Consider the following 24,323-nt stretch of genomic DNA (forward strand, 5'->3'; position numbering starts at 1 on the left):
AATTGACAAGCCTTTGAAAGTTGCTGAAGGCAAGAGAGGATACAGGCTTAGTGGGTGCGTCCCTGTATGTTTATCAGCATCACGCCGTTTTTGACTCTCGGCCCGCCAATGGTAATGCTGGTATTATTATTAAGACCTACATTCGTTTCAAATATCGGCGATTCTGCGGTATCCACCCGCAGGTGATATTGAATACGCGTGTTCTGCATGCCCCTGGGGGTGATGGACAGGAGCCTGCCCCCCGGGTAAGGGCATTACCTTTTTTTGACCCTGAGTTAATAACATGGTTCTGTCACTGAGCAGTCTGAACCGGGTATACTTGAAAACAGGGCCGATCTCTTTGATCATGTCCTGGATACCGGGATCTATTCGATCTGGTCCGTTATCCGCACTGACGCCCCTCACCTGGGTCTGATAAACCAGGCCCGCCAATACCAGTCCATAACGTGCCGTCATGAGAAAGAAACCGGCAATGGCACCTTTGAACCAAGTGTGTAATGAGGGAGCTGTAATCATCTTTTTCCTTTCTTTCAGGTTTCAGAAAACCAGATAATTGTATGGTGGGTTTTTTACCGTTTCTATGATCACAACAGAGGATCCATAGGCATCAACAGAATTTACCACTGCTGAGGGGCCGGGTACTGGCGGTTGCCTCTGCCCCTGGTGCCAAGGGGCCGCCAGAGAGATGATTACAGCCACCACAGCGAGACTTAACATTCCAAGCACGGCCTGTGTTCTCCGGGATTTGTGTTTTATTATCCTATAAATACCCGAGTTATGGCCCGGCGCTTCTGTTTTTATAAAGATTCTATGCGTATTTTTCAACAATTGTCCGGCCATGGCGTCTGCCTGCCTCTCAAATATCATTCCAGCTTGTCTGAAATGTGTTTTTGTTGCGCAACAGTCAGGGCATTGGACTTTATGGCGGCTAAAAGCATTGTGATCCTCTGCTTCGAGATCATTATCCATAAATCTTGAGATAAATTCTTTGGAAAACTCATGGCAGGTCATGGTAAATTTTTCCTTTTATTTAATGTTTGGACGCAAAGTCATCCATTTCCGGCATTGCATAAGATTTCAAAATCCTCACGACCATAAGGTTGCTCCGGTTTAAAAATTTTATGCGCCTTGCACCTGGGCAACTTTGCATCCAAACACGGGTTTCCATTCAGCTCTATTTTATTGGTCTTTTAAAGTTTTTTCCACGGACCAGCTGGTTATCTGCCTTGCCCTGAATACCCGTGAACTGACGGTTCCTTTTTTGATTCCAATTACTTGCGCAATCGTTTGATAAGAGAGTCCTTCAAATGTACACAAAACAAATGCGGTTCTTACATCTTCCGGCAGCCGTACCACTGCATCGGCCACTGCCCTTTATTCTTGTTTTTTCTGCAAAAGGGTTTCCGGTGTGTCTTTCTGTGTTTCACTGCGCTGCGCCGGAATTATGGTCTGTGTTTCAATGGGTATGTGGTGCCATCGGAAACGCCGTTTCCATTTGTGTTTCCAGTTAAGGCAGGCATTGACCGTCATTTTTCTTAACCAGGCCCACAGCCCGGATTCCCCCCTGAACGTGTCAATTTTTTTGATGGCAGTGAAAAAAACGTCCTGAACAATTTCCCTGCTCTCTTCGTTATCCAAGGTAATGCCCCTGGCGAGTTTCAGCAGGCGCTCCTGGTATAAATCCACCAGAACATTGCAGCTCCACTGCTGACCCTGTTTCAGCCTTCGGATAAGATTTTCTTCGTCCACAGGGGGCGCTGTTCTTTGTTCTGGAGGACTGCCTGGGGCAGGTCCTTTTTTTGACTCTTTAGAATCCCGGGGCAACGTCATTCCTTTTTACCAGAGGCATCACATATTTAGTAGACCGCTCAATGTTTATACCTGACCGTATTTATTGGATCAGGGAATCAATTTCCATTAATATGTGACCGTATGTCCGATCGACATCTTTTCTTTTTTCCAGTATCCATTTGCAACAAGAACTTGTTTATGTCTGCCCTGGATCCATCTGCCCTGGGCATCATAATGGGAGGGATTCCATCGGGTTTCATATATCGACGCCACCTAACTTCTTTCGATTTCCCAGTGACCGTCTGGTCTTGCAGAATGGTAACTCTCCGGAGGATATGACCGTGGATATACAGGGACCGCATGAACCCGAACCGGTTGACGGGGTCTGTTCAGGCTCTGGGCAATGGCTGTTCCCAGGATAAGGGCACCTGCACCGATAACTATGCCTTCAAGAACATTGTTTTTGTGATGGTGATGGATAGGGAGATGATGGCTGCGGCGGTCATACTTGCCGGACCCTGCCTGGGCAAATCCGGCAAATAAACTTGTTATGAATACGGCTGCAGCTGCAAGGGCGATGTGTTTTTTCATGGTGTCCTTCTTGGTTGGTTAATTCCAGGCCAAAAGTCAGCCTGTTTAACAGTATAGACACCAAAAATTAAAAAAACTTATAGAAAAATTAAAAAAATAAACGCACGGGCGGGCATTATCCGCCGATGGAGGTCATATGATTTAACGGCATATCCCGGGCAGTTCTTTTCTCTAAATTATGGTGTAACGGCTTGTCCTTCAAGGCTGTTACCATAATTTGTTTCAACGCTTCATCGTCGGCACCGTTGCGCAGGGGGGTGAGAATATCAGTTTCATTGTTGCTCAGCAGGCAGGGGCGAAGGGTCCCCCGGGAAGTCAGGCGCAACCTGTTACATTCACTGCAGAAATGAGAACTGACCGGTGTGATGAACCCTAAAATTCCAGATGCCCCGGCCAGTTTATACAGCTTTGCCGGGCCGTCATTTGCCCTTTTAGGGACGCTCGTAAACGACCCATGGGCGTCAATGATAAGATTTTTAATGTCCCGGGTCAGGATCTGCCGGCCTGCACCTAAATCCGTATTTCCCATGGGCATGTATTCAATGAACCGAACATGGAAGGGATATTCCCGGGTCAGTCCGGCAATGGCCTGGATTTCATCATCATTGAATCCTTTTAAGGCCACAGTGTTGATTTTTATGGGTGACATGCCCAAATCGTGAGCTGCCATGATACTGTCCCATACCCTTTGGAACCGGTCCCGCTGGGTAATTTGGATAAATTTTCCCGGCACCAGGGTATCCAGGCTGAAATTGAGCCTTTGGATACCCATATCCATCAACTCTTTTATCTTATCCCGGTTTAGGCGGGAACCGTTGGTGGTAATGGAGATGTCTTTTAATTGGGAAATGCGGCATAACTGGTGGAGAAAGGAGAAAATACCCTTTCTGACAAAAGGTTCTCCGCCGGTGATTCGAACTTTGGTGATCCCCATGTCACAGCCGATGCCCACAATCCTTAATATCTCTTCATACCGGGCAATACTTTCATGCTCAATGACCTTGAACGGTCCTGCAGGTACACAATACCTGCACCTGAAATTACACCGATCCGTAACGGAGATTCTCAAATAATTGATGTTTCTGGTTCCGGCAATCATGGTATACACTTTATTTTTTTAAAACACCGGACAAGGCATTTTCGTAATGTTTGAGCAATGCTTCAATCAGGCCGTCAATGGTAAAAGCGTCCGCTTCAATATCCGGTTTAAGTCCTTTGGCCCGGATGGTATCCGAAGTGATGGGGCCGATACTGGCAAGGAGAACTCCTTCAAGCAGGGCAGGGGCGTTTTGCCCTTCAAGCAGGGTCAAAAAATTAGTTACCGTGGAAGACGATGTAAAGGTCACTGCATCAATATCCCCTGCCTTGAGCATATCAACAAGCAGATCTTTTCCCTCATCTGCCAACCGGGTTTCATACGCGGTTACCTCATCCACCATGGCGCCCATGAGGGTCAGTTGTTCGGGCAGGATGCTGCGCGCCTTTTTCGCCCGGGGTAGCAATATTTTTTTGCCGGTCATATCCAGGCTTGAAAATGCATCCACAACAGATTCCGCCTGATATGTTTCGGGCAGAATATCGGAAATAATGCCATAGTCTGCCAGGCGTTCTTTGGTCACAGGGCCAATGCAGGCAAATTTAAGATGTCCCAGCGCACGGACATCTTTTCCTTTTTTAAAAAGGGTGTCAAAGAAAAATTTTACGCCGTTCACCGAGGTAAGGACCAGCCAATCATACAGGTCCAGGTGATCAATAGCCGCTTCTAACGCCTTTTTATTCTCAGGTGGTACAATTTTAATGGTGGGGATCTCTATGCACTGGGCACCAAGGCGGTTAAGCTCGGCCACAAGGCCGGATGCCTGGGCCCGGGCCCGGGTAATCACAATTTTTTTCCCGAACAGGGGCGTTTGGTCAAACCAGGCCAGTTCATCCCGTAAGGAGACCACATGCCCCACAACAATAATGGCCGGGGATTTCAGCTCTGCTTTTTTAACCGCATCAACGATGGTGGTAAGGGTACCGGTTACCGTCTGCTGCCGGGTGGTGGTGCCCCAGCGCACCAGGGCCACAGGTGTGTCCGACGGTTTGCCGTGTTCCATTAGTTTGGTTACGATATTGGAAAGATTTTTGACCCCCATTAGAAAGACAAGGGTGGCGTCGGACTTTGCAAATATGTCCCATTGCATCCGGGACTCTTTTTTATCGGGGCGTTCGTGACCGGTAATAAAGGAGACAAAGGAGGTATGGTCCCTGTGGGTCACCGGGATCCCGGCATAGGCCGGGGCAGCCACGGCAGACGTGACACCGGGAATCACCTCATAGCGGATGCCATAGGACAACAGCTCCTGGGCCTCTTCCCCGCCGCGGCCGAAAACAAAGGGATCGCCGCCCTTGAGACGGGCCACGTTTTTGCCTTCCCTGGCTTTGTCCACCAGCAGCAGGTTGATTTTATCCTGGGTCAGGGTGTGGTCTCCGCCTTTTTTCCCAACGTAGATAATTTCAGCGTCTTTGCCCGCATAATTAAGCAGAAAGGGGGATGCCAGGTAATCGTAAACCACCACATCCGCAGCCTGTATGCACTCTTTTGCCTTTACGGTGATGAGCCCTGGGTCTCCCGGGCCTGCACCAATCAGATAAACCTTGCCCCTGGATTGTGTCATGGGATATTAAGTGCCTCCAATATGCGTTGTCCGCCTTTATCAAGAACAAGCTTTGCCAGTTCCCGGCCTTTTTCGACCACCTGTTCAGGTGTTGATTCAATGGTTTCTTTAATGAAGGACTCGCCGTCTTCCGATGCCACCACCGCAGTAAGCAAAATCCTGCTGTCCCGGATTTTGCCGAAACAGGCCACAGGAATATGGCAGCTACCTTCAATTTCTTTGAGAAATGCCCGTTCTCCGGTTACACAGATGCGTGTGGGATCATGGTCCAGGGTGGATAAAACATCTGCCATGTCCGGATCATTTTCCCTGGTTTCAATGCAAAGCGCACCCTGGCCAACAGCAGGCACCATGTCTGTTTCAGTCAGGTATTCGGTGATCTCACTGCCCTGTCCCAAACGTTCAAGCCCGGCAGCCGCTAAAACAATTGCCGCATATTCGCCGGATTTAAGCTTTTTAAGCCGGGTATTCAGATTGCCCCGTATAGATTTGATTTCAAGATCCGGGCGCATATGTTTAAGCTGGGAGCCCCGGCGAAGGCTGGACGTGCCGATGACGGCACCTTGTGGATAATTTTTGAAAAGCGTTCCCTGGGCAGATATGAGCACATCAAAGGGATTGGCCCGTTCCGGTATGGCCCCGATCACCAGGCCCTCGGGCAGTTCGCCCGGCATATCCTTCATGGAGTGAACGGCAAGGTCAATACTGCCTTCTATAAGCGCCGTTTCAATTTCTTTAACAAAAAGACCTTTACCCCCCACCATGGCAAGGGGCCGGTCCGTTATCCGGTCTCCTGTGGTTTTGATAATTTTTATATCAACACGGATAGCGGGAAATGCTTTTTCAATGCTTTGTTTTACATGGTTGGCCTGCCACAGGGCTAATGTGCTACCCCGGGTGCCGATGCATATATTTGATTTCATGTTCACCCGATCGTTAGGCTGCTACTGTTACTGCTGCAGGAGCTGCAATTTGTTGACGTGCAGCCGGAACAGGAGGAGCTGCCCGCTGATGTGGTTGTCTGGGTCTGGCCACCGGGGCCTGTGGATTTGGATACAAATCCGCATTTTGACATCATTCGTGCCAGGTCTTCGCTGCTGCATGCCGGGCATGTCGGTGTATCACTGCCCATTACCAGGGTTTCAAAATTTTTACCGCAGGCGTTGCAGGTATATTCATAAATCGGCATTCTTCCGCCCCTTTTTATTGGTTTACAATTAAAAATAACACACTAATATAAGGCTATGAGGCTTGTTTTTCAAGGTCATGATGCAATAATTTGCATTACTGCCGAACCGTTTATGAAGGTCTGTAACGGTCAGGGCGGGGGCTGCTGTTTATCGGGAAAAGGGAAAAGCCTTCTGAATTTTTTGTCTAAAATCCTGTTCAGTCAGAAATTGCCAGGCAATTTGGGCAAGAATCCGGGCGGTTTTTTTCATCTGTGAAAATGCAAAGTCCGTTGCTGCAGCCTGGGCAAATTCCCTGGAGTGAATAATAATACCGGGATTGTTTTGGGTAATATTAAAATAGGCGTGCATGGCCGGTACTTCATAGGTGACATCTCCAAAATCCGAGGACCCCCGGGACGGCCTCGCCCATTTGGGCTGCATCCCGGCATCCCGGGCAAGCGAGAAAAAGAGCTGGTTGATCGGATCATTGGGAATGCCGGGTTTATAAGGGTTGGGTATTTCCGAAAACGTCAGCATTGTATCGGTCATAAGTGCAGCGCCTTTGGCAATATTCTCAAACCGGATTTGCATCTGATCAAGAAATTTAAGATCAAAATCGCGTAAATAGAATTCGGCCCGGGAAAAATCCGGGATAATGTTGGGGGCCTGCCCTCCGTCACGGATCACGCCATGGACCCGACTGGTCTCAGTGAGCTGTTGGCGCCAGGCATCCACACCGTTGAACAGAAGTCGCACGGCGTCCAGGGCGTTGACTCCTTTTTCCGGACAATCCGCTGCATGTGCCGTTTTTCCCGTATACGATACCATGAACTGTCTGATACCGGACTCTCCGGCATAAGGTGCGGTGGCATCATCCGACGGGTGAGCCATGAGTACCAGGTCCACATTTTTTAGCGCCCCGGCCTTGATCAAATCAATTTTGGCGCCCCGCTGTTCTTCGGCAGGGGTGCCCATCACCGTAACCCTGCCGGATAAATGGTGATGGGCCAAAAGATTTTTCAGCACCACGCCGCCCCCCAATGCCACGCCGGCAATCAGGTTATGACCGCACCCGTGCCCTATGCCGGGCAGGGCATCGTATTCAGACATAAAGCAGATATGGGGTCCGTTTTGGCCTGCTGTTGCATTAAAAGCCGTGGCAAGACCTTTATAGCCTGTTTCCACAGAAAACCCCCAGGTGTTCAGCAGGTCTGCCTGCCAGGCACATGCCCAGGTCTCTTTTTCGGAAAGTTCCGGTGTTTCATGAATTTTGCGCACTACGGAGAGCAAATCCTGTTCGTGGGCTTTTAATATGGATCGGATCAGTTTTTTGGGGGTGGTCATTGAAAAGTGCTTCTGATGAGATGGTGATTCACATTTAAAGTGTCATTTTATCAGTAACAAAATTTTTGTCTTAATGGATAGAATTTTTCAGGATTTGGTTAAAATGTCAAGCTGGAAAAGCCAAGGGTATTTAAAATACGGTGGTATCCCGAAAAACAAAACGCTATACTGCGATTTTATTGATAAGGAATTTATTTTAATGAAATTCATATTGCTGCTGGTTTTTGCCTTTGCTGCGGGTATGCTGGCGCCAGTGCAGGCCGGAATGAATGCAAAGATCGGAAAAGCATTGCACGATCCCTTTTATGCGGCACTTATATCATTTGCCGTGGGTACGGCAGGTCTTTTATCCTATGCTTTGATCGGTAGAATGGATTTTGCCGCAATCCGCACCGTTTCCGGTGTCCATTGGAGTCTTTGGCTGGCCGGGCTTTTAGGCGCCTTTTATGTGACTGCGACCATCGTGCTTGCGCCAAGGCTGGGAACCGCTCTGACCTTTGGCCTAGTGGTGGCGGGGCAACTGACCATGGCTGTGATTATGGATCATTTCGGTCTGTTCGGCATGCCGATCCAGCCGGTTAACTGGCCCCGTCTTGCCGGGGTTGCATTGATAGTTGGTGGGACCATGTTAATAAGATGGTTCTAAGTTAATAAGATGGTTCTAAGTCTTACAAGGCTTCAATTACGCCTGCAGCGATCAGGGGAATCAGTATTTCATGATGCCCGACAATAGCATACCCTTTGCCCCGGCCCTGGGTGGGGCGGTTGACCACATTGGTCATGGGGCGGTAATGCCGGATAAAATCCAGATTTACCGTGGTGAAATCATTCACCTTATGGCCCAGGTTTCTGACCAGGGTCAGGGCTTTTAAAAATACTTCAGGAAGAATGACAGCTGAGCCTGCATTGATGAATACGCCATGTTCAAGGTCTGCCAGGGTTGATGCAAGGGTCTTGAAATCATGAAGGGTTGCCTCACCACAGGCCGCGCCGTCAAAGCCCGGGTGCATATGGATGATGTCCGTACCAATGGCCACGTGGACAGTTACGGGCAAATCCAGGCGTGCACCCGCAGCGGTCAGGCTTGAATACTTAAAGGGCAGGTTTAGATCTTCGATCAGCTGCCCCACGGCACGGCCCAATCCTATTTTCTGCTCATGGGCCCTGGAAATGGCCTGGTTGAGCAGTTCCGAGGTCTCTTTGGCCATGCCGAAGCTGCCCGAAGCCAGACTTTCGGCGACATCTTCACTGGTGCGGCCCGTGAATGCCACCTCAAAATCATGAATGATGCAGGATCCGTTCATGGCCAGATGGGTGATCACGCCTTTTTCCATGAGATCAATCAGGATGGGTGCCATGCCGGTTTTGACCACATGCCCGCCCATGCCGAAGCAGACGTGGCGATTTTTCTGGGCGGCACCTGCAATGGCGTCAACCACATGCCGGATATCTTTGCCCGCAAGAATGGCGGGCAACCGGTCAAAAAAAGTCCCAAGGCCTGCGCCCTTTGTCCAGGGTTCGGCAAAATCATTCCGGGATACCAGGCTTTTTCTATCCTTAATGGAATAGGTACAAAGTTTTGAGTAGTCCAGTTTTGGGTGGTCCGGTTTTGAGCAATCTAGGGGGGGCTGCCCGGCCCCATTTTTATTGGTCATGGAACAGCATCCTTTCGGCAAGATCGCAAAGAATATGACCTATAGTGATATGAACCTCCTGGATGCGGGCTGTTACAGGACTGTCCACACAAAAGGCCATATCACTGATCTCTTTCAGCTTTCCTCCGGCCCCGGAAAATCCCACCACGGTCAACCCCTGATCCTTTGCCACGGCTGCAGCCCGGATCACATTAGCAGAGTTGCCCGAAGTTGAGATCCCAATGGCCATATCATTTTTGTGTCCTAGGGCCTGGACCTGTTTTGAAAAAATTTGCTCAAAGGAGTAGTCGTTGCCGATACTGGTGATAATTGAGGTGTCGCAGGTCAGAGCAATGGCGGGTAATGGTTTACGTTCCATCTGAAATCGGTTGACAAATTCTGCCGCAATGTGCTGGCAGTCTGCCGCAGACCCGCCATTGCCGAAAAGCAGCAGTTTCCCGCCGGCGTCAAGGGTGTCTGCTATTTGTCGGGCGCATCTTTCAATGAGATCCTCATGGGTTGCAAAAAATTTTTGCTTGGTTTTAATGGCATCCTGAACAGTCTGCCGGATCAGCTCTTTCATTTGTTTCCTTTTGTTTTAAGTACCTTTCCCTTAAAAATTAGCACAGGTATTGAAGGGTATCAGGCTGATTTGATGGAACTGTTCTGATCTGTTTCTTCAATCCGGTCGTGGATATTTTGAATTTCTTCAAGATTTTGTCTGTATTGTTCATTTTCAGGGTTCAGGTCCAGGCTTTTTTTTGCAAAGCTTAACGCAATGGATAGGTTTTTTTTCTGTAACGCCATGGCCCGGGCATAGCCGGATAACGCCTCGGGATCATTGGGATTGAGTTTTACGGCTTGGTTGAACTGGGCTGCTGCACTTGCGGCCTCTGCCCTTTCCAGAAGGATCTGGCCTTTGATTCTAAACGCTGTGCCGGATTCGGGTTTGACCCGGATAGCTGCATCCAAGTGGCTTATAGCTGGGTCAAATTTTTGTTCCTTGAACAGAAGATGACCCAGAAGCAGTTCAATTTCAAATATATCAGGATTGATGCCATGGGCTTTTTTAAGGTAGGCGATGGCGGAATCATTTTTATCGTTGAACCGGTGGATTAGGGCGATGTTGTGGATGACCATCACCTCTTCGGGATTTATGTGACGGGCCTTTTCAAAGAATTCCATAGCCTTGTCTAGGAAACCGTCCACCCCGAAGGCCACCCCCAAACTGTTGAGCAGGTTGATATTGGCCGGGGCAATGGAGAGCCCTTTTTCGTATTCAGTGATGGCCGCGTCAATATCGTTGAGCTGGAATAGCCTGTCTCCACAGATATTCAGGGACACACCGTCAAATTCAATCGCATGTCCGGGGCCGAAAAAAGCTGCATGATCCAGGGCTTTGAGCGCGCATCCCGCCATCTCTTCAACCGGGAAATTATGAACGGGGAAGGCAATTGATCCCATGATCAGTTCGGTATTCAGGGCCTGGGCAATTTTTTCATTGAGCAGGTCAAGCAGTTTTTTACCCTGGGCTGCAGTTTGGTAATCCCAAAATACGAAGATGGCAGTGAACGGGTCCAGGCATTCCCAGATGCCTCTATTTTCATCCAGCACTGAATGAAAGCAGGCGTGGAAAATATCATTTGCTTTATCAATGGCATCTTCCGGCGTTGCCGGGTCAATCTGTATGGCCGCCGTGGTAAATGTTTTTTGGGCTGCGCAGGTATCGGCGATACGCCGGGCAAAAATTTCGAATTCCTTGGACGGCTGCGTGAGCAGGTCCGAATAGTAAATATCCGGGGGGGTAAGCGCCGGGGTATGCCCGGTTGTTTTTAAAAACTGGATATCTTTTGCAATGAATTTCAGCATCATGGTTAATCTATCAGGTTTTTTAAGATGTTGGCAAGGATCTTGTCCTGTCCGGGTTGAAGTGTTCTGGGATCAATGATGAACCAATCGTCTTCAATGCGTCCCATCACGGCCGGATCAAAGGCTCGCAGTTTTTTGTCCAAGGTTGTTACGGACATGGTTTTGGGCCGGATGATCAGGCACCGGGTGGGCAGGGTTAGTCCGGGATAGGAACCGCCGCCCGGTCTGGACGTCATATCTGCCAGGGCAAATTCTGCCTGGTTTCCCACGGCTTCTGTGATTAGAGAGAACAGAATGTCGGCATCCCGACAGATTTGTTCATAGGACAACGTCAGCATTCTTAAGGTGGGGATTTTTTCAACAGCTACCAGGGTGTCCCGGTAGAGCTTGAGTGTCGCTTCCAAACCTGCCAGGGTCATCTTGTCAATGCGCAGGGCCCGGGTCAGCGGGTTTGCCTTGATTTGGTCCAGGTATTGTTTTGTGCCGACAATGATGCCGGACTGGGGACCGCCTAAAAGCTTGTCTCCGCTAAAAGTGACCACGTCCGCCCCCGAGGCCACCTGTTCAAAAACCGGGGGTTCGGAAGGCAGTCCGAATGCGCTGAAATCAATCAGCGTGCCCGAGCCTAAGTCTTCCATCACCGGAATGTCATGGGACTTTCCAATGCCCACCAATTCCTTGAGCGAAACTGATGTGGTGAAGCCCTCAATTTTATAATTGGAGGTATGAACCTTGAGTAAAAGTCCTGTTTCTTCGGTGATGGCATTCGTGTAATCATGGGGGTGGGTGCGGTTGGTGGTCCCCACTTCCTTTAAAATACACCCGCTTTTTATCATTACGTCCGGTACCCTGAAGGAGCCGCCGATCTCCACAAGTTCTCCTCTGGAAACAATGACCTGGCGTCCTTGGGCAAGGGTATTTAAGGCCAGCAGTACGGCACCGGCGTTGTTGTTTACGGCCATGGCTGCTTGGGCGCCTGTCAATTCGCAGATCAGCTCTTCGATTGCCGCGTAGCGGATGCCGCGCTTGCCCGTTGCAAGATTGAGCTCAAGATTGGAATACGAGGATGAGACCGCCATGATATTATCCAAGGCATCCCGGCAGAGCAGAGCCCTTCCAAGATTGGTGTGCAGGACCACGCCGGTGGCGTTGATCAACGGGTTTAGCCGGTTTTTCATTTTTTGGCCGGCAAGCAGGGCTGCCTGCTTTATTATCGCTTCATCGGTGATGATTGCCGGCCTGTTTTCAAGTATTTGTTTGCGGGTATTGTCAATGGACCTTCGTACAGATTCAAGTACGAGGCGGCGGGGCATACCTGTAAATCGGTCATCGGTTTCGGCAAGGGCCAAAATATGATCTACACCGGGCAGGGATTTTAATTGTAAATGCTTATCAGGTATTGGCTGTTCCATTAGGCGGTTCCTGTATCAGTATATCCAAGGGCATGTCCTCGATGCATCGGGCCAGGGATGCACCATCCAGATCCATTTTATTTATGATGGGTTCCAGGTGCAGGGCATCTATTTTATCGATATTAAAACCTGTGAAAAATTTTTCCATGAGCCGGTCCGCTATATATACAATCTCCACCAGCTGTGAGTGGGCTGTGGCGTCTCCTGGGGTATGGTGGCAGCGGATGACTTCGGTCAGTGCGTCTGAAAAGCCCCATTTTTCCGCCAGGATCACGCCTGCCCGGCAATGGTTGAAGCCTAATACTTTTTCTTCGGCTTGAATGATATTTTGTTTGTCATTCCCCAAGGTACGAAAAAAAAACGGTAACCGGTCTGATATTTGTTGGTCCAGAACGACCTTGCCGATATCATGCAGCAGGCCTGCCGTATACGCCAGCCAGGGATGAGCTATCCCGATCTCCTTTGCCAGCCGTTCTGAAAGGCAGGCCACACCGACAGCATGAAAAAAAAGCCCTCCCTTGCACAGGGAATAGCCTGATGGGCCGGTTTGTTCGAAATAGCTTTCAATGGCTGTTGTTATTACACTTTTGGCCAGCCTCTCCTTGCCAAGCATTATCACCGCATCCTTGAGCGTATCAATTTTTATGGTGCTCGAAAAAAGAACGGAATTGCACATTTGCAATGTCCGGGCAGACAGTACTTGGTCCTGGGCCAGCTCCTGGGTAATATCCTCAATACTGTAGCCGTCCTGGTTGAACATCCTAAAAATTTTTAGCGCGGTCTGGGGGATAGGTTGGAGATTTTCAATGGTGGCCATGATGGCTTCAGGACCCGAAATCGGTGCAATGGCGTCCGGGGCAGAGGTTGTTTCCCAGACCGGCACAATTTTCGTTTCACCGGTCATCATATCCAGTTTAAGGGTGCAGGCGAAAAAGCCGCCGGTTTCAGACTTGAGGATTTCAATGCCCTGTTCTTTTAGTATACGGTGGGCAATTTCTGCAGATTTGCCTCCGATGTCCAGGCCCAGGTCCAGGCTGGAAACAGGCCCGACCAGGGCACCGCCTGCAATGGTGGCCTTCAGGTCTTGTGTGGTACATCCCATGCGTCTAAGTTTATTGATCAGCATCGGAATGCCGGAAGACGCATATTTTCCCGGGGATTCAGGTTGAAACTCTGCATTGCCTAACGGGGAGGGTAAAAGGATATGAATCAGCCCTCCGGCTTTCCGCTTTTGGTCATACAGTGCCAGCCCCAGGCAGGTCCCAAGGATCGCCTGGAATTTTTGAGGTGATTTTTTTCCCACCCTCAAGTGGCTTGTGGGAATGTACTCGTTTTGTATATGTTTCATTAGATTAAAGATACAGATGCTTTTTTTTGTTAAAATAAAATTAATATCATTAATTGACTAGAGGATTCAACCCTAATCTAATCTGAGGGCGGGGCCATGAAGAGATCACAAAGCATTCTGGGCTTGTCCTTCTTTGCGTCAGGCTTCCCGGTAAAGTGCTAACACACCGGACCGGGCAAGTTTTTTGATGCCAAAAGGTGACAGCTTTTCAAGAAGAACGTCAATGGTGTCCTCATCGCCGCACACTTCGAAAATAAAGTGCCGGCGACCTTCATCCATCGTGGTGCCGTTGAATGCGTGGATCAGGGATCTAATTTCATCCTGGTTTTTAGGCTGAGCCTTGACGCAGATCAGGGCCATTTCCCTTTTTACTGCCTTTTCGCCGGTCATGTCCCTAAGCTTTATGACGTTTACCACACGTTTGATCTGCTTTATGCATTGCTCTAAAGTTTCCGGGCGTGGGTGGGTGGTGATGGTGATTCTCGACATTTTGGGGTTTGCCGTGGGCGCACCGCAGATGGTTTCAATGTTATAGCCTCTACTGGCGAACAGCCCTGTGATTCTGGCCGTCACCCCGGGGTCATTTTCAACCAGCATGGTCAGGGTGTACTTGTCGTTTTTCAAGGAATGAGAACCCCTTTGCCATTGTGCGTGCCGGTGCGGTTACGACCGTTTTCCTTGGCTGCATAAAGGGCCTTGTCCGCCCGTGCAATCAGAGCGTTCAAGTTTTCGCCGGGAATGAACTGGGCGACCCCTAAAGAGAGGGTGATGGTGCCGATATCTTTGCCTGAGCTTTTGGACTGCCATTTCATCTTTTCAAGGCTGGTGCGGATTTGTTCGGCCAGGGCAACGCCGCCGTTTATTTTGGTTTCGGGCAATGCCATGATAAATTCTTCGCCGCCGAATCTGCCGGCAATATCCTTCCCTTTGATGTGTTTCCGTAAAAGTCTGGATAGCAGTTTAAGTACATTATCCCCGGTAAGATGGCCATAGTTATCATTTATTCGTTTAAACCGGTCGAGGTCTGCGATAATGAGAGTTAAGGGTTCGGCCTTCTCCTGGGCCTCTTTTATGGGTTTTGCAATGGCATCCTCAAAACCGCGGCGGTTGAGAAGCCCTGTGAGCATATCCGTTTTTGCCGCTTCTCTCAGGCTTTTAAGTTCCAGCGTTAGTGCATCAAGTTCGCTGATGGTCTTGTGAACATTGCTTTTAAGGTCGGTATTGCCGTCAATGATCCGCTGGGTTTCCAAAAGAATATCCCGGCAAATGTTTTTGATATCCGGTTCGCTTGACGCACTGTTCAAGTTTTCGATATGGGCTTTGAGCTGGTCTCCTTGTTGGCCCATACGGTTTTCAGCTTCGGTAAGGCGAAAGGTCATTCCGGTAAGAAGGTTTTCCGCTTTTATCGTGTGTTCTTTGGTCACAAGCAATGGCCTGTCGAAAACGTAGCGCCTGAACCATTTAAGTACTGTTTGATAGTTTATGGGTTCCTTTTTTTTTCGGGCTGCCTGGATTTCCTTGTGCAATTCAGGATTCCGGCCCGAGGCATACTCATACCACACAGAATAGGCAATTGGGGTATACGGAAGTTTAAGTTCGGAGATCTCTTTAAGAATTATTCGAAGATATCTTCCGGATGCTTCCAGGGAATCAGGATATAACTCTTTTAGCATTGCGTTCCCTTCTGTTTTTATTATGAAAGAACCACCAACGACCTGAATTTTTTCATACTTTGTCGTGGGCACGCTGACGAACGTTTAAGACGGCCTCTGGCCGTTTATATGAAAGTTCCAATAAGTTACTGAATTACTTTCATGCTTTGTTGTGGGTTGAACCTCGGTATTGATAGACCAAGTCAGCCCATGGCTGTTAATATTACTTTACATCGGTATCATATAAAATTTAGTCACCGGAAGGCAAGGATAACGGTCTTAATTACCATAAAAATTTTTAAAGAATCAACAAAAATTTTTATTTCCGGATAGACATTAACGATGGTTACAAGTTTTTTGTCCGTATTTTTTTAAAGGCAGAAAAAAGCCTTTTGTGGTAAGATCTGCACAACTTTTATTTGTGTCAACTCTAAGATTACAAAGGGCGCTTATGCAGAAAACAGCAAAAGAATATATTATTTTTCCTCTGGATTTTTCCTCCATGGAGGCGGCACAATCGCATATCCGTCAGCTTGACGGTCGGGTGGGTATGTTTAAAATCGGCCTTGAACTATTTATCCGCCAGGGTCCGGCTGTGGTGGAGATGGTTAGAAAAATGTCCAGTGCGGGTATTTTTTTGGATTTGAAACTGCATGATATCTCCGCAACGGTTGGCCGGGCCATGGCCCGGGTGGCGGACCTCGAAGTGGATCTGGTAACAGTACACGGTGCTTCCTCACAAAAAATGCTTGGGGCAGCCGTTGAAAATGCCGGAAAGACCAAAGTGCTTGCTGTTACCCTGCTTACGGACAATGACGCAGATACGGTCCGTGCCCAGGGATTTAAGGATGAATATGTCAATGCCCCGGAAAAGCTGGTGCTGCTGCGGGCCCGCATGGCCCTGGATGCCGGATGTGCCGGTGTCGTGTGCTCAGGGCAGGAAACCGCCATGTTGAAAGCGCAATTCGGTAACGGGTGTCTGACTGTTACGCCGGGGATTCGGCCCCAATGGCACCTGACACCCGGGGATGACCAGAAACGGATTGTTACCCCGGCTAAGGCTGTGCAGGCGGGTTCTGATTATATTGTCATTGGCCGACCCATCCGGAATGCCGATGATCCGGCCCGGGCTGCTGAAAAAGTGGCCGAGGAAATTGAAGCCGGTCTGTCCGGCTCTGCCGTGTAGGGCCGCCTGACAGACCGGCATTGGAAAAATAGCGAAAAGAAATAGCTTTTAATTATTTAATCTGCGGTCCTTAACGAGCCGTTCAATCATTATCTAAACCAAAGGCTGTATGTAGGGTCCTGACGGCTAGTTCGGCATATTTGGACAAAATCACGCATGAAATACGGATTTCAGAGGTTGAAATCATGCGGATGTTAATGTTTTCTTCGGCCAAGGCCTTGAACATCACCGCAGCCACGCCGGAATGGCTTTTCATCCCTATACCGATGACTGATATTTTAGCAATCTCTGTGGCGGTTTTTATTTCGCCGGCATGGATTTGATCCGCCACTTTTTCGGAAATTTCCGTTGCCCGCTCAAAATCGTCCATGGTCACGGTAAAGGTCAAGTCTGTTTCGCCACCGGTGCGGGAGTTCTGGATGATCATATCCACGGAGATACCGGCTTCGGCAAGGGCACCGAAAACTTTGGCTGAGATGCCGGGCTGATCAGGGACGCGCTTGAACGTAATTCTTGCTTCATTCATGTCACAGGTGACGCCTGACACCACCGGGCTTTCCATATCTTTACTTTCGTTGACAACCATGGTTCCTTCCTCCTCATTGAATGATGACCGGACATGTACGGGCACATTATATTTTTTTGCAAATTCCACAGACCTGATCTGGAGGACCTTTGCTCCCAGAATGGCCATTTCAAGCATTTCGTCATAGGAAATTCTGCTGATTTTCCTGGCTTTGGGACAGATCCTTGGGTCGGTTGTGTATACCCCGTCCACGTCAGTGAAAATTTCACAGACATCGGCTTTGAGCGATGCGGCAATGGCAACGGCTGAGGTGTCGGACCCGCCTCGGCCCAGGGTTGTAATGTCTCCGTGGTCGTCCGCACCCTGGAATCCTGCCACCACGACAATATTTCCCTCATCCAGGGCATCACGCAGGTTCTGGCTGTCGATATCCCGGATTCTGGCCTTGCCTGACATATGATCGGTATGGATGCCGGCCTGGAAACCTAAGAAGGATTTAGCTTTAAGTCCCCTTGATTTGAGCATCATGGCCATTAAGGCCGCCGTGGTCTGCTCACCGGTTGCCAACAGCACGTCTAATTCCCGTTTATCCGGGGCTTTAGAGGCCTGTCCGGCAAGGCTGATCAGACTATTTGTCACGCCTGCCATAGCCGAAAGCACCACCACCATCTGGTCTTTATTTTCATGGGCCTTTTGTACCCGATCGGCTACTTTGGAGATCCTTTCGATATCTGCCACAGATGTGCCGCCAAATTTTTGCACCCGTAACGCCATTTCAGCTCCCAAAATTTTAGCTTTTATTAATATATTTAGTGTTTGGGCACAAAGGCACCCACCTGCGACGTTGCAGAAAAACTTGCAATCCTCACAACCATGAGGTTGCTCCGGTTTCAAATTTTTTTGCGCCTTGCATCTGGGCAAATTTGTGCCCAAACACGAATTTCCGTTCAGGCATTATTCATTAAGGATAGATTGCTTAACAGATTTGCTCCGGCTTGTCCAGATGAGGAAAATGTTATTTTCCTATTAAAGTTGGTATCAAATTCAAAATGAATGTGAAGATCAAATATAAATCCGGTTTCAATGAGAAGATCGGGCCATTCCACCACGGTGACGCTGTCCTGTCCCACCTGATCCTGAATACCGATATAATCCAGCTCGTCTGGGTCTGAAAGCCGGTACAGGTCCAGGTGGAAAAGACGCATTTTTCCTGCCGGATATTCGTTCATGATGGTAAAGGTGGGGCTGGTGATATAGTACCCGTCCTCCACGTCCAGCCCCCTGGCAAGGCCCTGGACAAAACAGGTCTTGCCGCAGCCAAGATCCCCTGTCAGAGCCATGGCGCAACTTAGGTGTTGTTCCCGGATATACCGGCCTAAGCGTCTGGCTATTTCCTGGGTCTGTTCCGGGCTTTGGGATATGATTTCTTTCATGATAACAGTGTGTTTAAAGCTTGGGGAATGCCCGCCACCATATCTGATGCCGAAAACCCGAAAGCGTGGTCTTCGGCCAGAAGATCCCCGCACAGCCCGTGAATATAAACGCCTGCAAGGGCAGCGGATTCAGGGGGCAGGTTCTGGGCCAGGAATGCGGCGATTATGCCGGTGAGGACATCACCCATGCCGCCGCAGGCCATGCCGGGGTTGCCCGTGGGGCAGATAAATACAGTCCCGTCCGGGCAGGCCACAAGGGTTTGGGCCCCTTTGAGTACCAGGATAACCTTGAATTTTTCTGCAAAGTTCCGGGCGGTTGCCATTCGGTTTCGTTGGATATCCGCAGTGGTTTTTCCTGTAAGACGGGCCATTTCACCGGGGTGGGGGGTAAGGATCACCGGGGCCTTGACCGTGTCCAGAATGTCAGGATTCTTTGCAATGCAGTTCAGGGCGTCGGCGTCAATGACCATAGGTATGGATGCAATGGACATAATGCTTTTGATCAGTTCCCGGGTGCCGGGATCCGTACCCATGCCGGGTCCTATGGCCAAAGCGGCTTTGTCTGCCAAAAGTGCAATAATGTCATCTAAGGCTGCGGCATCCAGACCGCCGGAAAGGGTCTGGGCAAGCGCGGTTGTCATGGGTTCGATGACCATGGGTTCGATGACCGGCATGAGATTTTCAGGAACGCCTAAAGTCACAAGGCCTGCACCGGTTCGCATGGCAGCGTTGGCGCACAATGCCGCAGCCCCGGTTTTGCCCGGCGAGCCGGCCAGTACCAGCAGATGACCCGAACTGCCCTTGTGGGCATTGAAATCCCTGGTCGGTATCAGACCTGCAATGTCATGGGTTTCAGGCAGAAAAATATCGGGAGCCTGTGCTTTTGCAATGTGGCCCGGAATGCCGATGTCTATCACCTCCAGATCACCGGTGTGAAAATTGCCCGGGTACAGAATGTGCCCTGTCTTGGCAAAGGCAAAGGTGGCTGTGGCATCAGCCTGGATGGCCACCCCGCACACGGCGCCTGTATCTGCATTGATTCCCGAAGGGATGTCCACGCTGAAAACCGATTTGCCTGAATCATTGATCAGTTCAATAACATTACGGTAAATGCCCCGGACATCTGAATTAAGCCCTGTGCCGAAAATAGCATCCACAAACAGATCATGGTCCGGCAGGATTTCGGCTACCGCTTCCAGGGACTCTTTGTCGGGGATTTCAATAAATTGTGACAGGGAATGTTCGGCCAGAAGATTCAGTACCAGATCCATATTGGCCCTGGCATCACCCTGGATCCGGTCCCGGGTGGACAAAAGAAAAAAGCTGACGCTTACCCCCATCTCCATGAGGTAGCGTCCGATCACAAACCCGTCTCCGCCGTTGTTGCCCCGGCCCGCCACCACGGCCACCCTGGCACCTTCAAGGTCAAAGTGGTCGGAAAGCATTTCCAGGGCACCCCGGCCTGCATTTTCCATGAGTACCCGGCCTGGAATGCCAAAGGTCTCAATGGTGTTTTTATCCATCTGCTGCATCTGTTTGGTGGTGACAATGATCATGATTTGCAATCCTTTTTCAGGCCATTACCTCTTTATATCTGAAGCAGAACACCAGGTGATCGTTCACCATGCCCGTGGCCTGCATGTGGGCATAGATGATGGTGGACCCGGTAAATTTAAACCCACGCTTATATAAGTCTTTTGAAAATGCGTCGGACTGACTGGACGTAGCCGGAACCTGGTCTTGGCTGGTATAGTGGTTGGTGATGGGTTCCCCGTCCACAAACCGCCAGGCATAGGCGTCAAAGGAACCGAACTCTTCCTGAATCTTTAAGAATGCCTGGGCATTGGTAACCGCAGACCGGACCTTAAGTTTATTTCTGATGATGCCGGGGTCTTGCAGCCGCTTTTGAATATCGGCCTCACTGAACCGGGCTACCTTTCCAGGGTCAAACTCACAAAAAGCATTGAAATATCCCTGGCGGCGTTTGAGAATCGTCAGCCAGGATAACCCTGCCTGAGCCCCTTCCAGAATGAGAAATTCAAAAATTTTTCGGTCATCGTGAACCGGCACCCCCCATTCCGTATCATGGTAACGGATATATAAAGGGTCACTGGTCACCCAGCCGCAACGTTTAATATTGTTCATGACAGATTTTTTTTATATGAAAGTCCCAATAAATTTGTTAAATTACTTTCATGGTTTCTTGTGGGTTGAGTCTGGGTGTTGACAGACCAAGCCAGCCCATGGCTGTTATACAATAACTTTTGGCAATGTGCCATCATAATCATAGCAGAACTCACGCCTTAACCGGTGCCCTATCTCCTACAGGGTAGCCCCGGCGTATCCATTGAAACGACATTTTTTTCACCCCGGTGACCCTGGATTGATCTGTTTTGCGGCATGACTAATGTCGATCTAATATTCATTTTTCCCAGGCCTCAACTTTTTGTTCTTCGGCGGCTGTTCTATTCCTCTAACGTGCATTTTTTGTAACTTATGGTGTAAGTTTCGTAACTTTCTTTTTTTTTAAAAGAAAGATGTTTATAGCTAAATCTGCTGAAAAGATTTCCTACCAAGGGTTTTGAGTTTTTTTTTGTTTGGTATTAGAATTGCAAACATCATGCTGAAGTTATGAACCTATCAACGCTATTATTAAAAAAGAGAAAGTTATGAACCTATCAAGTATACTATTGAACTCGTTTGTGCCTTATCTGCCGATGAACTTCAGAAAAAGAATCATCCGTGGTGCCCTTCCTGATTTTCGAACCAACTTGGAGAACGTCTCTTTTTGTGAGGCATCCAGCGTCGAAGATTATATGTCCTGTTTTAAGTTACTACATGATGTTTATGTAGACGCTGGGTTTATTCAGCCGTCCTCTATCCCATTGAGAATTATTCCGCACCACTCCGATCCTGAATCCAGGGTGTTTATGGCGTGCTTGACAGATAATCAGGCTGAAAATACGCCTATATATACGGCCAGTATATTTCCAGATAATGAACAAGGCCTTCCCATGGATACAGGATTTAAACAGCAGGTGGACGTGTTAAGAAACCAGGATCGACGCCTTGTTGAAGTCGGTTGTCTGGCATCAGATCCCTTATATCGGAAAGGAAATAAAAATATTCCCATGCTTGGCAACCGTATGCTCGTGTCGTATGCGATTAACACCATTCGTGCGGATGACTTATTAATTACGACTCATCCCAAATATTTAAAAATTTACGAAGATATCCTTTTATTTGAGAAGATCGGACAGATTCCCTCCTTTTCCTATGTAAACAATAACCCAGCCGTAGCCCTTCGGTTAAATTTGAAAACGGCTCGCCGAAGATTTAAAAAAGTTTATGCCAAAAAGCCAAAAGAAAAAAATCTGTACCACTTCTTTTTTGAGTCCGGAGCAACCCCCATCGACCTGTCGTCGGAAGGGGACAAGGAGACTAAAAGATATTATGGGTCTGATATGATAAAACGTGTTCTTAATAAGGCATATTCTTTCCCCTGGATCCCGCATATAGACGATATGGTGTCCCTTTCTTAGCCACAGCATCCACAACATCGAAGAATTTAAAGCTGAACTAAAAAAATAGTCAGTATGGCTATATCAACAATAGCCTTTCTTAATTAAGTAGCTATATTATTTTTATGTTTTGTTGTGGGTTGAGTCTGGGTGTTGATAAACCAGGCCAGTTTATGGCTGTTATTGGACTATCGTCTCCCGGATATCCCATCCGCCGTCACCCTCTATGAATAGGATTTTATCGTGATAGGCCTTCAGAGTGGGGCGGTGGCCCACGCTGATGTAGGTGATATCCAGTTGTGACAAAGTATTGTACAACGCCTTTTCATTGTCTACGTCCAGAGCAGAGGTGGCTTCATCCAGAATGGCGAACTCAGGTTTTGTGGTCAACAGCCTTGCAAAAGCCAGGCGTTGCTGTTCGCCCTGGGAAAGCACCTCTTCCCAATTATTTTCCGCATCCATAAAAGAGTTGTCCCCGGCTGCACGCTGCATTTTCTGGTACAGGTCCGTGAGATTTACCTTCTCCATGACCGCCTTGATTCGGTCATCGTCCAAAGGGGTGCCGCTGGGGTACTGGAGCTGTTCCCGCAGGCTGCCCAGCACCATATACGGTTTCTGGGGCAGGAACATGACCTTGTCCGCCGGGGGATGTTCAATGGTGCCGGAGCCAGAAGCCCAGAGCCCTGCGATGCCCCGCAGCAGAGAACTTTTACCGGCACCGGAATGACCCATGATCAGGATATTTGTGCCCTTGTCAAGGTCAAGGCTCAGGTTTTGGATCAGGGTGCGTTTATAATCAGGGGTTTGCAGGGTGAGATTTTGCACCCGGATGGTTTCTTTGGCAACACGTTGAATTCGGGTCCACCCCGAGCCGTTTTCCGACGTTTTGGATCCGGACGCCGTAAAGAGCCGGTTCTTAAACGTGGATACACGGTTGATACCGGCGGCAAAGGCGCTGATACTGTCAAAATACTGGACAATAATGGAAAAGGCGCCCAATACCTGCCCAAAGGCAAATGATGCCTGGGAAATTTCGCCGAACTCCACCTTGCCTGCAAAGTACATGGGGGCCACAATCATGGCCGGCAGGATAATGACCAGGTAATTGTAACCGGTGGTGAAAAAATCAAGGTTCCGCTGCCAACCAATGAGAAAATTAAAATTTTTCAGCACCGCCTTGAACCGCTTGGAGATTTGTTCCTTTTCTCCTTTTTCTCCCTGGTAAAAGGCAATGGATTCGGCATTATCCCGGATGTGGATCAGGCCGTACCTGAAATCGGCTTCCTTGCGCAGCTGGTTGTAATTGAGCCCCACCAGGCGTTTGCCGATAAATATGGTGATCAGGGTGCCGCAGAAAGCATACACGAAAAGGATGCCGGACAAAAGCCTGGAAATGGACCACAAAATGCCGGTAAAGGCCACAAGATCAATCACGGCGCCCAAGATAATCAGCAGAAAATTTAAACTGGTGACCGTGAACTCTTTTAAATCTTCGGCCAGCCGCTGATCCGGGTTGTCAATCTCCTTGCTGGTGGTCAGGGCATAGTAGGCCCGGTTTTTAAGATAACTGTCAATGAAACCGGTGGTGATCCACTCCCGCCAGAACAGCCCCAGTTTTTTTCTGATGTATGAGTAAATCACCACAATGGGGGTGCCGATCACAAACACCGAGGCATATACGTAGAGAAACCGCCAGAATGTGGGCTGGTCCTTCTGGGCAAGGGCGGTTTGGAAAAAACGACCTACATAGCTTATGATGACATTCAGCCCTGACACCGTGAATGAGAGTAAAAGAAGAATTCCAAGAATGCCCCAGGGTAAAAAGAACCCTTTTAGCTTTTTTGAATAGAGGGAAAAGACCAGGGCCGGAATAATAAATCCGGCAGCCAACATCCAGATTAGTTTTGAGTGGATAATACCCTGGATCCAGTCCATCAGCCCCGGCGCGTTTTGGGTGACAAACTCAGGCGCAAAGGCGTGGGTGGCCGTTGTGGTGACGGTAACGAACAAAAAAAGAATAGATGCCACAAAGGCCATCAAAAGACACAGCAGCACAATAAAACGTGTTCGGCTTTTAAGACTTTGGGGTAGCCAGAACTCCTGTGCAATATCCAGGTATTCTTTCCATAAATTCAGATCCAGCCTTGAGAAACCGGAGATGTCACTGGGCGTCATTCAATTATCCTG

The 24,323-nt window shown here is 49.0% G+C and carries 25 protein-coding genes; 3 read left to right on the forward strand and 22 right to left on the reverse strand.

Annotated features, from left to right (window positions below; genetic code table 11):
* Positions 1–147: 147 nt before the first annotated feature.
* The 10 genes from EYB58_RS09245 to EYB58_RS09285 all read right to left on the reverse strand — a co-directional run bounded on the left by EYB58_RS09245 (position 148) and on the right by EYB58_RS09285 (position 7,555).
* Positions 148–516: a hypothetical protein gene (locus EYB58_RS09245; RefSeq protein WP_111956909.1), complete on the reverse strand. Its 369-nt coding sequence runs from the start codon at positions 514–516 to the stop codon at positions 148–150.
* Positions 517–537: 21 nt separating this feature from the next.
* Positions 538–1,011, reverse strand: a complete 474-nt coding sequence (locus EYB58_RS09250) for a hypothetical protein (protein ID WP_111956911.1) — start codon at positions 1,009–1,011, stop codon at positions 538–540.
* A 168-nt stretch (positions 1,012–1,179) separates the two neighbouring features.
* Positions 1,180–1,368 (reverse strand): sigma factor-like helix-turn-helix DNA-binding protein, encoded by a 189-nt coding sequence (locus EYB58_RS23890; RefSeq protein WP_341273389.1) that lies wholly within the window; start codon positions 1,366–1,368, stop codon positions 1,180–1,182.
* Between the two features lie 6 nt (positions 1,369–1,374).
* Positions 1,375–1,830 carry an RNA polymerase sigma factor gene (locus tag EYB58_RS09255; protein WP_242637603.1) on the reverse strand — a complete coding sequence of 152 codons (456 nt, stop codon included), beginning with the start codon at positions 1,828–1,830 and terminating at the stop codon, positions 1,375–1,377.
* Positions 1,831–2,064: 234 nt separating this feature from the next.
* Complete coding sequence (locus EYB58_RS09260) at positions 2,065–2,382, reverse strand: hypothetical protein (RefSeq protein ID WP_111956913.1); 318 nt, start codon at positions 2,380–2,382, stop codon at positions 2,065–2,067.
* A 115-nt stretch (positions 2,383–2,497) separates the two neighbouring features.
* On the reverse strand, positions 2,498–3,481 hold the full coding sequence (gene moaA / locus EYB58_RS09265; protein ID WP_111956915.1) for a GTP 3',8-cyclase MoaA: 984 nt from the start codon (positions 3,479–3,481) through the stop codon (positions 2,498–2,500).
* A 10-nt stretch (positions 3,482–3,491) separates the two neighbouring features.
* Positions 3,492–5,042, reverse strand: a complete 1,551-nt coding sequence (gene cobA, locus EYB58_RS09270; protein ID WP_111956917.1) for a uroporphyrinogen-III C-methyltransferase — start codon at positions 5,040–5,042, stop codon at positions 3,492–3,494.
* The gene (gene hemC / locus EYB58_RS09275) at positions 5,039–5,965 is read right to left on the reverse strand and encodes a hydroxymethylbilane synthase (RefSeq protein ID WP_111956919.1); all 927 of its coding nucleotides are present in this window, start codon (positions 5,963–5,965) and stop codon (positions 5,039–5,041) included. Before hemC ends, cobA begins: the two co-directional genes overlap by 4 nt.
* A gap of 2 nt (positions 5,966–5,967) precedes the next feature.
* The gene (locus EYB58_RS09280; protein ID WP_111956921.1) at positions 5,968–6,231 is read right to left on the reverse strand and encodes an FmdB family zinc ribbon protein; all 264 of its coding nucleotides are present in this window, start codon (positions 6,229–6,231) and stop codon (positions 5,968–5,970) included.
* Positions 6,232–6,379: 148 nt separating this feature from the next.
* Positions 6,380–7,555 carry a M20 family metallopeptidase gene (locus EYB58_RS09285; RefSeq protein WP_111956922.1) on the reverse strand — a complete coding sequence of 392 codons (1,176 nt, stop codon included), beginning with the start codon at positions 7,553–7,555 and terminating at the stop codon, positions 6,380–6,382.
* A 199-nt stretch (positions 7,556–7,754) separates the two neighbouring features.
* Between EYB58_RS09285 and EYB58_RS09290 the strand changes: the two genes are divergently transcribed.
* The gene (locus EYB58_RS09290; RefSeq protein ID WP_111956997.1) at positions 7,755–8,201 is read left to right on the forward strand and encodes a DMT family transporter; all 447 of its coding nucleotides are present in this window, start codon (positions 7,755–7,757) and stop codon (positions 8,199–8,201) included.
* Positions 8,202–8,223: 22 nt separating this feature from the next.
* Here EYB58_RS09290 and EYB58_RS09295 read toward each other — a convergent pair whose 3' ends face one another.
* From EYB58_RS09295 to EYB58_RS09325, 7 genes are all read right to left on the reverse strand, one after another.
* Positions 8,224–9,210 (reverse strand): GSU2086 family protein, encoded by a 987-nt coding sequence (locus EYB58_RS09295; protein ID WP_111956924.1) that lies wholly within the window; start codon positions 9,208–9,210, stop codon positions 8,224–8,226.
* Positions 9,200–9,772 carry a D-sedoheptulose-7-phosphate isomerase gene (locus tag EYB58_RS09300; RefSeq protein WP_111956926.1) on the reverse strand — a complete coding sequence of 191 codons (573 nt, stop codon included), beginning with the start codon at positions 9,770–9,772 and terminating at the stop codon, positions 9,200–9,202. Before EYB58_RS09300 ends, EYB58_RS09295 begins: the two co-directional genes overlap by 11 nt.
* A 59-nt stretch (positions 9,773–9,831) precedes the next feature.
* Entirely contained in the window at positions 9,832–11,061 is a 1,230-nt protein-coding gene (locus tag EYB58_RS09305) for a tetratricopeptide repeat protein (protein WP_111956928.1), read from the reverse strand.
* A 2-nt stretch (positions 11,062–11,063) separates the two neighbouring features.
* Positions 11,064–12,470, reverse strand: a complete 1,407-nt coding sequence (gene selA, locus EYB58_RS09310; protein ID WP_111956930.1) for an L-seryl-tRNA(Sec) selenium transferase — start codon at positions 12,468–12,470, stop codon at positions 11,064–11,066.
* Complete coding sequence (locus EYB58_RS09315) at positions 12,451–13,818, reverse strand: HDOD domain-containing protein (protein ID WP_111956932.1); 1,368 nt, start codon at positions 13,816–13,818, stop codon at positions 12,451–12,453. The genes selA and EYB58_RS09315 overlap by 20 nt, the downstream gene beginning before the upstream one ends.
* 138 nt (positions 13,819–13,956) lie before the next feature.
* Positions 13,957–14,442 carry an acetolactate synthase small subunit gene (gene ilvN / locus EYB58_RS09320; protein WP_111956934.1) on the reverse strand — a complete coding sequence of 162 codons (486 nt, stop codon included), beginning with the start codon at positions 14,440–14,442 and terminating at the stop codon, positions 13,957–13,959.
* On the reverse strand, positions 14,439–15,491 hold the full coding sequence (locus EYB58_RS09325; RefSeq protein ID WP_111956936.1) for a GGDEF domain-containing protein: 1,053 nt from the start codon (positions 15,489–15,491) through the stop codon (positions 14,439–14,441). The genes ilvN and EYB58_RS09325 overlap by 4 nt, the downstream gene beginning before the upstream one ends.
* Before the next feature lie 430 nt (positions 15,492–15,921).
* On the opposite strand from EYB58_RS09325, the gene pyrF reads away from it, so the two are divergent.
* A complete protein-coding gene (gene pyrF, locus EYB58_RS09330; RefSeq protein ID WP_111956938.1) occupies positions 15,922–16,656 on the forward strand; it encodes an orotidine-5'-phosphate decarboxylase in 735 nt (244 codons plus the stop codon).
* A gap of 82 nt (positions 16,657–16,738) precedes the next feature.
* On the opposite strand, the gene EYB58_RS09335 is transcribed toward pyrF, so the two are convergent.
* From EYB58_RS09335 to EYB58_RS09350, 4 genes are all read right to left on the reverse strand, one after another.
* On the reverse strand, positions 16,739–17,956 hold the full coding sequence (locus EYB58_RS09335) for an aspartate kinase (RefSeq protein WP_111956940.1): 1,218 nt from the start codon (positions 17,954–17,956) through the stop codon (positions 16,739–16,741).
* 173 nt (positions 17,957–18,129) lie between these two features.
* On the reverse strand, positions 18,130–18,615 hold the full coding sequence (gene tsaE / locus EYB58_RS09340) for a tRNA (adenosine(37)-N6)-threonylcarbamoyltransferase complex ATPase subunit type 1 TsaE (protein ID WP_111956942.1): 486 nt from the start codon (positions 18,613–18,615) through the stop codon (positions 18,130–18,132).
* On the reverse strand, positions 18,612–20,171 hold the full coding sequence (locus EYB58_RS09345; RefSeq protein ID WP_111956944.1) for an NAD(P)H-hydrate dehydratase: 1,560 nt from the start codon (positions 20,169–20,171) through the stop codon (positions 18,612–18,614). Before EYB58_RS09345 ends, tsaE begins: the two co-directional genes overlap by 4 nt.
* Before the next feature lie 16 nt (positions 20,172–20,187).
* Positions 20,188–20,760: a DNA-3-methyladenine glycosylase I gene (locus tag EYB58_RS09350; RefSeq protein ID WP_111956946.1), complete on the reverse strand. Its 573-nt coding sequence runs from the start codon at positions 20,758–20,760 to the stop codon at positions 20,188–20,190.
* Positions 20,761–21,284: 524 nt separating this feature from the next.
* On the opposite strand from EYB58_RS09350, the gene EYB58_RS09355 reads away from it, so the two are divergent.
* Positions 21,285–22,157, forward strand: a complete 873-nt coding sequence (locus EYB58_RS09355) for an N-acyl amino acid synthase FeeM domain-containing protein (RefSeq protein ID WP_111956948.1) — start codon at positions 21,285–21,287, stop codon at positions 22,155–22,157.
* A gap of 159 nt (positions 22,158–22,316) precedes the next feature.
* On the opposite strand, the gene EYB58_RS09360 is transcribed toward EYB58_RS09355, so the two are convergent.
* Positions 22,317–24,311 (reverse strand): ABC transporter ATP-binding protein/permease, encoded by a 1,995-nt coding sequence (locus EYB58_RS09360; RefSeq protein WP_111956950.1) that lies wholly within the window; start codon positions 24,309–24,311, stop codon positions 22,317–22,319.
* Between the last annotated feature and the right edge of the window lie 12 nt (positions 24,312–24,323).

The organism is Desulfobacter hydrogenophilus (assembly GCF_004319545.1).
Lineage (GTDB): Bacteria > Desulfobacterota > Desulfobacteria > Desulfobacterales > Desulfobacteraceae > Desulfobacter > Desulfobacter hydrogenophilus.